Origin of the sequence: Streptomyces rubellomurinus (assembly GCF_000961885.1) — a bacterium.
GTDB lineage: Bacteria > Actinomycetota > Actinomycetes > Streptomycetales > Streptomycetaceae > Kitasatospora > Kitasatospora rubellomurina.
This window is the reverse complement of the sequence record NZ_JZKH01000045.1, coordinates 1-12,123: the sequence shown is the minus strand read 5'-3', so window position 1 is coordinate 12,123 and position 12,123 is coordinate 1. Positions and strand designations below refer to the sequence as shown.

At 74.1% G+C, this 12,123-nt stretch carries 10 protein-coding genes; 4 read left to right on the top strand and 6 right to left on the bottom strand.

Going from position 1 to position 12,123, the window contains the following annotated elements; all coding sequences use genetic code 11:
• Positions 1 to 225: 225 nt before the first annotated feature.
• Positions 226 to 1,380, bottom strand: a complete 1,155-nt coding sequence (locus tag VM95_RS21575) for a glycosyltransferase (protein ID WP_045699394.1) — start codon at positions 1,378 to 1,380, stop codon at positions 226 to 228.
• A gap of 165 nt (positions 1,381 to 1,545) precedes the next feature.
• Complete coding sequence (locus tag VM95_RS21570; protein ID WP_045699392.1) at positions 1,546 to 1,986, bottom strand: SRPBCC family protein; 441 nt, start codon at positions 1,984 to 1,986, stop codon at positions 1,546 to 1,548.
• 100 nt (positions 1,987 to 2,086) lie between these two features.
• Between VM95_RS21570 and VM95_RS21565 the strand changes: the two genes are divergently transcribed.
• Positions 2,087 to 2,980 (top strand): HipA family kinase, encoded by an 894-nt coding sequence (locus tag VM95_RS21565; RefSeq protein ID WP_045699390.1) that lies wholly within the window; start codon positions 2,087 to 2,089, stop codon positions 2,978 to 2,980.
• Between the two features lie 6 nt (positions 2,981 to 2,986).
• On the opposite strand, the gene VM95_RS21560 is transcribed toward VM95_RS21565, so the two are convergent.
• The 4 genes from VM95_RS21560 to VM95_RS21545 form a co-directional block, all read right to left on the bottom strand.
• Positions 2,987 to 3,307: a hypothetical protein gene (locus VM95_RS21560; protein ID WP_045699388.1), complete on the bottom strand. Its 321-nt coding sequence runs from the start codon at positions 3,305 to 3,307 to the stop codon at positions 2,987 to 2,989.
• Positions 3,308 to 3,499: 192 nt separating this feature from the next.
• The gene (locus VM95_RS21555; RefSeq protein ID WP_045699386.1) at positions 3,500 to 4,996 is read right to left on the bottom strand and encodes a S8 family peptidase; all 1,497 of its coding nucleotides are present in this window, start codon (positions 4,994 to 4,996) and stop codon (positions 3,500 to 3,502) included.
• A gap of 238 nt (positions 4,997 to 5,234) precedes the next feature.
• A complete protein-coding gene (locus VM95_RS21550) occupies positions 5,235 to 6,368 on the bottom strand; it encodes an amidohydrolase family protein (protein WP_045699384.1) in 1,134 nt (377 codons plus the stop codon).
• Positions 6,369 to 6,371: 3 nt separating this feature from the next.
• Positions 6,372 to 7,853, bottom strand: coding sequence for a type I glutamate--ammonia ligase (locus VM95_RS21545; RefSeq protein WP_078860306.1), 1,482 nt, complete (start codon positions 7,851 to 7,853; stop codon positions 6,372 to 6,374).
• Positions 7,854 to 8,371: 518 nt separating this feature from the next.
• Here VM95_RS21545 and VM95_RS21540 point away from each other — a divergent pair.
• From VM95_RS21540 to VM95_RS21530, 3 genes are all read left to right on the top strand, one after another.
• Complete coding sequence (locus VM95_RS21540) at positions 8,372 to 10,147, top strand: 3-hydroxyacyl-CoA dehydrogenase family protein (protein ID WP_045699382.1); 1,776 nt, start codon at positions 8,372 to 8,374, stop codon at positions 10,145 to 10,147.
• A 224-nt stretch (positions 10,148 to 10,371) separates the two neighbouring features.
• Positions 10,372 to 11,292 (top strand): TetR family transcriptional regulator, encoded by a 921-nt coding sequence (locus tag VM95_RS21535; protein WP_045699380.1) that lies wholly within the window; start codon positions 10,372 to 10,374, stop codon positions 11,290 to 11,292.
• A 383-nt stretch (positions 11,293 to 11,675) separates the two neighbouring features.
• Positions 11,676 to 12,123, top strand: a 448-nt coding sequence (locus tag VM95_RS21530; protein ID WP_045699377.1) for an alcohol dehydrogenase catalytic domain-containing protein, incomplete at its 3' end; no start/stop codon positions are given.

Below are 12,123 nucleotides of genomic sequence, written 5' to 3'. Positions count from 1 at the left end.
CTCGGTCGCGATTGGATCGATCGCGAATTCCCAGCGTGAAAACGAAATGAAGCAGGCAAAATCAGACAATACCGAACCGAACCTGACGGGCCGGAAGGTGACTTGCCGTTTCATTCCAGCCGCCCATTAATAGGTATTTCTGATTTGCCACCCCGCCCGAGAATCCGGTTGCGGGTGCGAATAGGACCACGCCTCGGCGGCGGGCATTCACGGCATGTGAAACGATCAGATCCGCTCCGGGACACGGGTCCGGCGCCGCCCGGCAGCCGGGCCGGCCCCCAGCAGATGGCGGTAGAGGCCGTCCACCTGTTCGACCACGGTTCGCACGTCGTGCCGCGCCGACACGTGCTCGCGCAGCCGGGAGCCGCGTCGCTCGCACTCGATCGGATCGGACAAGGCCTCGGCCATTCGGGTGGCCAGCGCCTCCGGATCATCCGCGCGGACGACCGACTGTGCCCGTTCGGCGGGCGGCAGGCACTCCCGCGCCCCCGGCACGTCCGTCAGCAGCACGGGGCGGGCCGCGGCCATCGCCTCCAGCGGGGCGAGCGCCATGCCCTCCCAGCGCGAGGGCAGCACCACCAGGTCGGCCGCCGCCAGCCACGGGCGCGGATCCGCCACGTCCCCGACCAGCCGGACCCGGGCCGGCTCGGCCGTCTCCCGGACCAGCTCCGCGATCCGCTGCTCCTCCGGCCCGCCGCCGACCAGCGCCAGCCGGGCCTGCGGCACCCGGCGCAGCACCTCCGGCCAGGCCGCCAGCAGCACGTCCTGCCCCTTCTGCCGGCACAGCCGGCCCACGCAGACCGCGAGCGGGGCGTCCAGCTCCAGGCCGAGCGCGATCCGGGCGGCCCGGCGGTCGGCGGGTGCGTAGTGGCGCACGTCCACGCCGTTGGGCACCACCGCCCAGTCGGCGTGCACCCCGGCGGCCACGCCGTCCGCCCGCTCCTGGACGCTGACGCACAGCAGGCGCTGCGCCCAGCGGGTCGCGAAGCGCTCCCAGCACAGGGTGGCGGCGGCCAGCGCGCCGTCCACGGCAACGAAGGACCAGGCGTGCGGCTGGAAGACGGTCGGCACCGCGCCGCGCACGGCCAGCCGGCCGGCCAGCCCGGCCTTGGCGCTGTGCAGGTGGACCACGTCGGGCCCGGCGGCCCGGACGATCCGGCGCAGCCGCCAGGCCTCGGCGGCGGTGGCCGGGCCCGGGGACCGGTCGGCGGGCCAGTCCCGGACCAGCGCGCCGACCGCGGCGGCCTCCGCGGCCAGGCGGCCGCCGCGCGGACAGGCGACCAGCACCCGGTGGCCGGCCTCCCGCTGCCCCCGGACCAGATCGACGACGACGCGGGCGACTCCGCCGTCCACCGGCTGCGAAACGTGAAGGATCGTCATATGCACGGCGGCGAGCCTAGGGTCGCTCCCCCGTGCCGGGCCGCCCTCGTCACCCGGAGGTGGCGGGCCGTCCACCCGTACGGCTTTCGGCTCGTACGGGTGGGCGGACCATTCGAATCCCCGAGCGAGCGGCGCTCCCCGCCGAACACGCCCGGGGGGAGGACCTCAGCGGACCTCGGCGGCCAGGTTCGCGAGCACCTGGTCGTGGATGCGGTTCAGGCCCTTGGGGGCGAAGGTGCGCTCGAAGAAGCCGCCGATGCCGGTGGCGCCCTGCCAGGTCGCGGTGACGGTGACCTTGGTGCGGCCCTCGCCCTCCGCCGCGACCGTCCAGGTGATCACCATGCTGGAGTTGGCGTCCTTCTCCACCAGCTGGTCGGGCTCCGGCGCCGACACGGTGAACAGGCAGTCGCGCACCCGCTTCTCGGTGGCCTGCAGCCGCCAGTGCACCTGGGTGCCGGCGCCGGTGCCGCCGACCCGGACCTCGTACTCGCTGTACTGCGCGGGCAGCAGCTTCGGGCGGGTCACCTGGTAGTCGGCCAGCGCCTCGTACACCCGCTCCGGAGCGGCGTCGTACGTCCGCTCGGTGGTGGCCTGCACCTGTCCCATGGCCTTGCTCTCCTCATGTGGGGGGTACCGCTGTCCGTACCGCTCTGCGGCAAGCCAATCACAGCGGTCGGCCCGTGACGCGGCGGGTAGGGTGGCCGGTGTGCTCGATCAGGTGACAGCAGTGCGCTACGTCGATCCGCTGCGGGCCGGCGGCTCGGTGCCCGGTGTGGTGGAGACCGACGACCTGGGCACCTACGTGGTCAAGTTCACGGGGGCCGCGCAGGGCCGCAAGGCGCTGGTGGCCGAGGTGATCGTCGGGGAGCTGGCCCGGCGGCTGGGGCTGCGGGTGCCGGAGCTGCGGCTGGTCGACTTCGACCCGGCGGTGGCGGCGGACGAGCCGGACACCGAGATCCAGGACATGCTCCGGGCCAGCGGCGGCCTCAACCTCGGGATGGACCTGCTGCCCGGGGCGCGGGACTACCGGCCGGGGATGGTCCCGGTGGACTCCGCGGAGGCCGGGCGGGTGGTCTGGCTGGACGCGCTCACCGGCAACGTCGACCGCACGGTGCACAACCCCAACCTGGTGGTCTGGCACGGGCGGGTCTGGCTGATCGACAACGGCGCCGCGCTGATCTTCCACCACCGCTGGGCCGGCGCCGAGGCGGCGGTCGGCAAGCGGTACGACCTGAGCGCGCACGCGCTGGGCTCCTCGGCCCCGGACGTCCGGCTGGCCGACGAGGACCTCGGGCCGCTGGTCACCGTCCCGCTGCTGGAGGAGGTGCTGGCCCTCGTCCCGGACGAGTGGCTGGCCGACGAACCCGGCTTCGACTCCGCGGACGCCGTCCGGCGCGCCTACGTGACGCACCTGGCGGCCCGCGCGGTGCTCTCCGAGCAGTGGCTGCCGGAGGGCTTCGCCACCCCCGAGCAGCTGCGCGAGGCCGAGCTGCGGCGCGCGGCCCGGACCAGGGCCGGGCGGCCGGCCTGGCTCCAGGAGGTGCCGGACCTGCACGGCAAGCCGGCGGTCGAGACGGTCTGGGAGCACCACTTCGAGTGACGGAGCCTACTGCTGGAAGATGCCGACGTACTCGATCGCGGTGCCGAGCAGCAGGCCGAAGCTGATCACCGGGAACACGACGTGCCGGGGGACGTCGTGCACCCGGGTGACCAGGAGCGCCAGGCCCAGGCCGAGCAGCGGGCCCAGCAGCATCAGCAGGGCGGCGGGCACGGCCACGACCGCCGAGGAGCCGGCGGCCATCCCCATCACCGCGATCACCAGACCGCCGGTCGCGAGCGTCGCCAACATCGGGGCGGCGAGAAGCAGTTGGCCGACGCCGAGGGCGAGACCGAGCGGGTTCCGCTTGCCGGAAAGGGTCCGTGCCATGTCGATCGACTCCTGTGACGACTCCGTTGGTGACGGACTCATCCTGGCCGGCGGCCGCGGCCCGGGCCTGAGTAGCCGTACTCAAAACCGAGCGGGGAGCGGGACCCAGTGGGCCCCGCTCCCCGCCTCAGTGTTCAGGTGTCGCCGCGGTCAGTGCGTCCGCACGTCGGCGACGTCAGTGCGTCGGCGACGTCAGCGCCACCACTGGACGGCCTTCTCGGCGTTGATGAGGCCGGCGCCGTAGAAGCCGTTGTCGTCCGCGCCGCCCTCGCAGGTGGCCTTCCACTCGCCGGCGCCGCCGGGGTTGAAGTCGCCGGTCGGGCACGGCTTGGACTCGGCCTGGCTGGTCAGCATCTCGGTCAGCTCCTCCGGGCTCGCCCACGGGAAGGTGCTGGCCAGCAGCGCGAGGACGCCGGTGGCGTGCGGGGACGCCATCGAAGTGCCCTGCATGTAGCCGTACTTGCCACCGGGGAGGGTGGACAGGGTGCGGCCGTTCTTGTCCGGGGTGTCCGGGATCTGGTAGCGGCGGTCGCCGCCCGGCGCGGTGACGGTGACGACACCCTTGCCGTAGCTGGAGTAGTAGGCCTTGTCGCCGTTGGCGCCCACCGAGGAGACGGCGATGACGCCGGGCAGCTCGGTCGGCAGCGACAGGCAGTCGTTGGTGACCGGGCGGGTGGTCTTGGTGGTGTCGTCCGGGCTGGAGACGTCAACGGTCTTGTGCGCCAGGTCGATGTTCTCGTTGCCCGCCGCGGCGACGTTGAGGACGCCCTTGCGCTGCGAGAAGGCGACGGCCTTGCGGACGGCGTCCGAGATGGCCGACTGGTCCTTGTCGTTCGGGCAGTTGAACATCCACGGGTCGACGTAGTAGCTGTTGTTCGTCACCTTGAAGTGGTGCTCACCGGCCCACACGAAGCCGCAGATGGCGTACTCGGGGTAGATGAACCCGCCGTCGTCGACGACCTTGACCGCGGCCAGCTTGACGTTCGGCGCGATGCCGACGATGCCCTTGCCGTTCTTGGCGGCGGCGATGGTGCCGGCCACGTGGGTGCCGTGGTCGCCGTCCGGGCCCGGCTGCCAGGCCTTCCAGTCGGTGTTCGGCTTGCCGCCGTCGATGCAGGAGACCGACTGCGCGGCGTCGATGTTGGCGGCCAGGTCCTCGTGGGTGCCGTCGATGCCGGAGTCCAGCACGCCGACCGTGACGTCACGGCTGCCGAGCGAGATCTTGTGCGCCTTGTCGACGCCGATCTGGCGCATGTCCCACTGGTTGGGCTCGTACGGCTCCTGGCCGGGGGCGGCGGCGTTGGTGCCGGTCGGCGCCTCGGCGACCTCGGCCTTGCCCTGGTCGGCGGCGGTGATGCCCTTGGTGCGGCTGGCACCGACCGAGTCGACGCCCTTGGCGAGGCGGAGCTTCTCGGCGAACTTGGTGTCGTTCGAGCGGGCGATGACGACGCCGATCTGCTCGTACGAGTAGACAACGGTGCCGCCGAGGCTCTTGACGGCCTGCTCGACCTTCTGCACCTGGCCGTGGTTGGCCTTGGTGTTGACGACGTAGCTGAGCAGCGGACCGGTCGTCGGGTCGCCCGCGGGGGCCGCGACGGCATTGCCGGCCGGCAGCGCGAGGGCGCCGGCGGTGGCGAGCACGAGGCCCACCGCCGCGTACCGGGTCCGGCTGATCCGAGAAACTCTCATAGGGGTAGGCCCTCCCGAGTCGTCATGCGGCAGCTGCGGTGGCAGGTGCACAGGGAATGACCGGGACGCTAATGAAGATTGGCTTATAAGCGCAAGAGGTAGTCATCTAATCGTCACATCTTGACCATGAGCACCCCAGGGAAGTTCGCAGGTCAACATGCGCAACAGAAAAGAAGATTGTTAAAAAGTGATGGTTCGCCGACGAGCCGACGCGGGATCCGGCACCGGCCGGGACGCGCTAGAGGGCGTACAGCCGGCGTGCGTTGTCGGCCGCGATCCGCTCGGCGATCCGGCGGGCGTCCGCGGCCGAACAGGCGCCGTCCGCCTGCCATTCGGCCAGCACCGCGCCCAGGCCGTGGCGGAACTGTTCGGCCCCGACCAGGAACAACTCGGGCAGCCCGTAGGCGTCGGTGGAGAACAACAGCTTCCCGAACGGCGCGAGTTCCAGCATCTCCCCCAGCACCGCCGCGACCCGGGGGCCGGTGTAGGAGGCGGTCAGCCCGAGGTCGGTGTAGACGGTCGGGAAGGCCTGGGCCAGCCAGCCGGCCTGCCGGTGGTAGGGGTAGCCGTGCAGCAGCACCAGCGGGACGCCGCCGGGCTCGGCGGCCCGTACGAAATCGGCCAACAGCGACGGGTCGGCGCGGTGCAGGTCGAGATCGGGGTCGCCGAAGCCGGTGTGGAGCTGCAGCGGCAGGCGCAGCTCGGCGCAGACGTCCACGGCCGTCCAGAGCAGGTGGTGCAGCAGCACCGGGTCGGTGAGCCGGGTGCGCCCGGCGCGCAGGCGGGCGCCGGCCGCGGCCACCACGGCCGCGCGGGCGGGCCGTTCGGCGGGCACGGCCAGGCCGTGCCGGTAGGCGAGCACCGACTTCACCGCGACGGCGCCGGTGGCGGCGGCCGCCAGCGCCTCGGCGACGGCCCGGGGCCAGTCCCCGGCGCCGGCCGGCACCGCCTCGGCGACCGTTTCGAGCCGGACCACCTCGCGCACCAGCGCGCCGGCGGCCTCGGCGAGTTCGCTCGGCGGCAGCAGGGCGTGGCCGGCCGCGGCGGTGAGGCCGGTGTCGACCAGGCAGGTGTCCAGCCGGGCGGCCGCGAGCAGCCGGCGGGTGGCCTCGGCGGCCCCCAACTCCCGGCGCCGCGCCAGGTACGCGGCCGCCGGGGCGTGCGCGGGCAGGCCGAGCGCGGGCGGGCACCAGCGCCGGACGGCCAGGCCGAGCGCGCTGTCGAAGGGCGAACAGCCGGGCGCCGGCGGGCGGTCGGACTCGGTGAGCAGCCCGGCCAGGGCGTCGTCGGCGAGCTCGGCCGCGACCACGCCGTGGCAGTGGTGGTCGACCAGCGCCGGTACCGCGAGCCCGGCCGCCGGATCGGGGCCCACCGCTCAGTACCGCCAGCGGGTGGCCGCGGCCACCTCCTCGGGCGCGGCCGCCGCGTACTGCTCGGCCTCGGCCCGGCGCACGGCGCGCACCGCCTCGTACAGCGGCTCGCCCAGCGCCTCGCGGAGCACCGCCGAGCGCTCGTACGCGGCCAGCGCCTCGAGCGCGCTCCCCGGCAGCCGGGGGACGGTGCCGGGCGGCGCCTCGGCCGGGTCCCCGGTCAGCTCGGGCGGCAGGGCGCGGGGGCGGTCCAGCCCGGCGAGGCCGGCGGCGAGCACCCCGCCGACCGCCAGGTACGGATTGGCGCTGGCGTCGAAGCACTTGACCTCGGCGTTGGCCGCCGCGGCCCGCTCCCCGGTGGAGCCGGTGACCAGGCGCAGCGCGGCCTCGCGGTTCTCCAGCCCCCAGCACCGGTAGGCGCCGGCCCAGTGCTGGGGCACCAGCCGCAGGTAGCCGGCGGGGCTGGAGCAGCCCAGCACCAGCAGTTCGGGCAGGGCGTCGAGCACCCCGGCGAGGAAGGCCTCGGCCTCGGCGGTGAGGCCGTGCGGGCCGGGGCCGCCGTGGCCGAGGTTGCGGCCGTCGCGCCAGAGGCTGAGGTGCAGGTGCCCGCCGTTGCCGACCGCGCCGGCCTCGACCACGGGGGCGAAGGAGGTCCGCAGGCCGTGCGCGGCGGAGACGGCCCGCACGGTGTGCCGGACCAGGACGGAGGTGTCGGCGGCGGCGACCGGGCCCTCGGGGGCGACCGAGACCTCGAACTGGCCCGGGGCGTACTCGGGGTGGACCTGCAGGACGGTCAGCCCCTGCTTGCCGAGGGCGCGCAGGACGTCGCGCAGGTAGTCGGAGAGGTCGGTGAGCCGGTGCATCCCGTACGCGGGGCCGTCCGTCGGGTACACCGGCGGCTCCGCCGGGCTCCCGGTGAGGGCGACCACCCACTCGACCTCGATGCCGGCCTTGAGGCTCAGGCCGCGCGCGGCCGCGGCGGCCTCCGTCCGGCGGGCGAACAGCCGCTGGCAGCCGGGGTGCGGCTCGCCGGCCTGGGTGTAGCGGTCGGCGGGGGCCCAGGCCCAGCCGGGCTGGGCGGCCAGCGGGACGGCCCGGTCGAGGTCGGGGTAGAGCCGCAGGTCCCCGGTGGGGCCGCCGATGTGGGTGCTGGTGGTGGTCGCGTCGTCGGCGAGGAAGACGTCGAAGCAGGGCGCGGCGCCGACGCCCCATTCGGCGGCGTGCCGCAGGCCGGCGAGCGGGACGGCCTTGACCCGGGCGATGCCCGCGTTGTCGATCCAGGTGAGGGCCACCGCCTCGACGGCGGAGGTGCGCAGCCGGTCGGCGGCGTCCTCGGCCCTGGCCGCGCGCTCGGCCCGCGGGGGCAGCGCGACGGCGGTCGCGGCGGCGGCCACGGCGGCGGCGGTCGCGGCGGCGGTCGCGGGTGCGGGTGCGGGTGCGGGGTCGGCGGCCCGGGCGGCCGACCCGGCGCTCGTTCCGGTGGTCATGTCACCCATGCTGCCCCGCTCCCCCGGGTTCGGTAACTCCCCTATCGAGTGGTCCAAACGGACGACCGTCCACCCGTTCACCCGTTCGGGGAGCGGACCATGATTTTCCAGGTCGGACCCCTTCCTACCGGTGAGTAGCTTCGCTACAGTGGCCGCACGCACCACCGCCGGGCTTCGGGAGCCGCACCGGCGGGATCCGCGTCGCCGTGCGTCCACGGCGCTCGCGCGGTGCGTCTTCACCGGCCGGTGCCGCGCACGGCGGCCGACCGGATCCCCGTCTCGTACCAGCGTCGCTTCCTTCACACCTGAGCGCCTGTACAGCACGGCACACCCCCTGTACGGCCGGAGCGGACCGGCCGCCGCCCGGGTGCGCCGGAACCGTCATCTCCCCAGCCCCCGCGCGTGGACCCTCCTCCGGCGGCGGCCGCGTGCCCGTTCGTCGACGGCGTTTCCGTCGACGGGGTGCGCCGGCCGCCCGCCGGAGCACGCGCGGGCCCTTCATGACTAGGAGTCAGGACATGGAGCGTCCCTTCCCCACGGTCGCGGTCGTCGGCCTCGGCACGATGGGTGCCGGTGTCGCGGTGGCCGTCGCCAAGAGCGGCCGCCGGGTGATCGGCATCGAGGCCGGCGAGGACTCCGCCGCCCGGGCCCTGGCCCGGATCGAGGAGGCGACCGCGCACGCCGTCGAGCGGGAGCGGATCACCGCCGAGGAGCGCACCGCGCTGCTGGCCCGGATCACCGTCGGGCACGAGCTGGCGGCCGCCGCCGAGGCGGACCTGGTGATCGAGGAGGTGCCCGAGCAGCTGGAGCTGAAGCGGGAGGTCTTCGCCGAGCTGGACCGGATCTGCCCGCCGTCCACCGTGCTGGCCACCGGCACCACCGCGCTCCCGGTGACCCGGATCGCCGCCGCCACCGCCCGTCCGGAGCGGGTGCTGGGCCTGCACTTCTTCAACCCGGTGCACAGCATGAAGCTGGTCGAGGTGGTCCGCACGGTGCTGACCTCCCCGCAGACCGCCGAGGACGCCGCCGCCTTCGCCCGCGACCTGGGCAAGGAGCCGGTGGCGGCGGGCGACCGGGCCGGCTTCGTGGTGAACGGCCTGCTCTTCGCGTACCTGAACCAGGCCGCCGCGATGTACGAGTCCAAGTACGCCTCCCGGGAGGACATCGACGCCGCGATGCGGCTCGGCTGCGGCCTGCCGATGGGCCCGCTGGCGCTGCTCGACCTGATCGGCATCGACACCGCGCGCACCGTGCTGGAGGCGATGTACGAGCAGTCCCGGGACCGCCTGCACGCGCCCGCGCCGATCCTCGGCCAGCTGGTCGCGGCCGGGCTGCTGGGCCGCAAGACGGGGCGCGGCTTCTACGCGTACGAGGCGCCGGGCTCGTCCAAGCCGGTGGACGCGGCGACCGGGCCGGCGCGGCCGAAGGGGCCGGGCCGCGAGGTGCGCACGGTCGGCGTCTGCGGCTCGGGCACCATGGCCACCGGCATCGTCGAGGTGTTCGCCAAGGCCGGGCACCCGGTGCTGCTGGCCGCCCGCAGCCAGGAGAAGGCGGACCGGGCGAAGGAGCAGCTGGCCAGGTCGCTGGAGCGCTCGGTCGCCAAGGGCCGGATGACCGCCGAGCAGCGGGACGCCGCGCTGGCGCTGGTCACCCCGGTCGGGCAGTACGCCGAGCTGGCGGACGTCGACCTGGTGGTCGAGGCGGTCGCCGAGGACCTGGCGGTCAAGCGGGAGCTGTTCGCCACCCTGGACAAGGTCGTCCGCCCGGGCGCGGTGCTCGCCACCACCACCTCCTCGCTGCCGGTGATCAGCTGCGCGACCGCCACCTCGCGGCCGCAGGACGTGATCGGCATGCACTTCTTCAACCCGGCGCCGGCGATGAAGCTGGTCGAGGTGGTCTCCACCGTGCTGACCGCGCCGGAGGTCACGGCGACGGTGCTGGAGCTGACCGCGAAGGTGCGCAAGCACCCGGTGGAGTGCGGCGACCGGGCCGGCTTCATCGTCAACGCGCTGCTGTTCCCCTACCTGAACGACGCGGTGCGGATGCTGCAGGAGCACTACGCGACGGTCGACGACATCGACACCGCGATGAAGCTCGGCTGCGGCTACCCGATGGGCCCGTTCGAGCTGCTGGACGTGGTCGGCCTGGACGTCTCGCTGGCCATCGAGCGGGTGCTGCACCAGGAGTTCCGCGAGCCCGGCCTGGCCGCGGCACCGCTGCTGGAGCACCTGGTCGCGGCGGGCTGCCTGGGCCGCAAGACCGGCCGCGGCTTCCGCGACCACGCGCGCCGGTGACCACGCCTCAGAGCGGCGCCTCGCCGTCGCCCGGCCCGGCCGGGCCGCAGAGCAGTGGCGCCGCCCACGGCAACGGCGCGGCGCCGCTGGGCGCCGCCCGGCCCGGCTGGGCCCCGGGCACGGTCTCCGCGCGCTGGCCGCGCCCGGCCGTGACCGGCCCGGTCGCGCCGGTACGGCGGGGAAGGGCCGCGGCCCCTGCGCCCGGGCCGTGTAGCGTTCCGGGCATGGATCGGGTTCAGTCAGCCACCCCGCAGCACCCCGCCGGCCCCCGCGGCGGCGACCGGACGGCCTCCGCGACCGGGGGCAGTGGACCGGACGGCGGGCCCGGCAGCCGCCGGGCGGCGGCCCAGCGCCAGCAGATGCGCCAGGACCTGGCCACGGCCGCGATGGACCTGTTCGCCTCGCAGGGCTACGAGGAGACCACGGTCGACCAGATCGCGGCCGCCGCCGGAGTCGCCCGGCGCACCTTCTTCCGGTACTTCCGGTCGAAGGAGGAGGCGATCTTCCCGGACCACGACGACACCCTGATCCGGGTGGCCGACCTGCTGGCCAGCGCCGAGCCGGAAGAACACCCGCTGGACGTGGTCTGCCGCGGCATCAAGGAGGTGCTGCGGATGTACGCCTCCACGCCGGGGGTGTCGGTGGCGCGGTACCAGCTGATCCGGCAGGTCCCGGCGCTGCGCGAGCGGGAGATCGCCGTGGTGGCCCGCTACGAGCGGCTGTTCACCCGCTACCTGCTGGGCCGCTTCGACACCGGCGAGCCGATCCCGACCGGTTGGCAGATCGGCGGCGAGGACGACTCGATGCTGGCCGAGGTGTCGGCGGCGGCGGTCGTCGCGGCGCACAACCACGTGCTGCGGCGCTGGCTGCGGGCCGGCGGCCGGGGGGACGTGGAGGCGCAGCTGGACCACTCCTTCGAGGTGATCCGGCGGACCTTCTGGGCGGCCAGCGCGCCGGGTGCGAGGCGCCGCGGCTCCCTGGTGGCACCGGGTGCCAGTGGGACCTTCGGGGAGGCGGTGGCGGAAAGCGCACTGAGTGCCAGCCCTGGAGGTGAGGTGCTCATCACAGTCGCCCGGACGGACGCTCCGCTGGACGTGGTGGTCGACAGCATCCGGGCCGCACTGAGCGGCGCCCGGGACTCCTGAACCCCACATAAGAGCAGGTCAGAGCGATATCGAGGGCCCGCGTCGAGCAGTCGACGCGGGCCTTTCGCATGCCCGTGCGACGCGCGTCGCGTGCCCTTCCAGGCCTCTCCGGGGAGTCGAAATTCGTGACACCCGGTGTCTTTACGCCTGGCACAGGGTGCCACTACCTTGTTACTCACCAGTCGCGGCGCCGCGGCTCCCCACCTCGGCGCGCCGTCGTCCGGCGTTCCCACACCCCGGGAGCAGTGCCAGTACCCGCCCGATCCACCCCGGGCACCCGAACTGACCAGCCCACCACCCGTCGTCCCAGCGAAGCCGGTGTCCGCTCCCGGCTCCCCCAGACGCCCTGTGTCCCTCACACAGGTACGCCTTCGGAGGCAGCCATGCAGGAAATCCTCGACGCGATCCTCAGCGCCGACGCCACGTCGGCGGACTTCGCGGCCATCAAGCTCCCCGAGTCCTACCGGGCCGTGACGCTCCACAAGGACGAGGAGCAGATGTTCGCCGGCCTCGAGAGCCGCGACAAGGACCCGCGCAAGTCCCTCCACCTCGACGAGGTGGCCCTGCCCGAACTCGGCCCCGGCGAGGCCCTGGTGGCCGTCATGGCCAGCGCGGTGAACTACAACACCGTCTGGAGCTCGATCTTCGAGCCGGTCTCCACCTTCGGCTTCCTGGAGCGGTACGGCCGGCTGTCGCCGCTCACCAAGCGCCACGACCTGCCGTACCACGTCGTCGGCTCCGACCTCGCGGGCGTGGTGCTGCGCACCGGCGCCGGGGTCAACGCCTGGAAGCCCGGCGACGAGGTCGTCGCGCACTGCCTCTCGGTCGAAC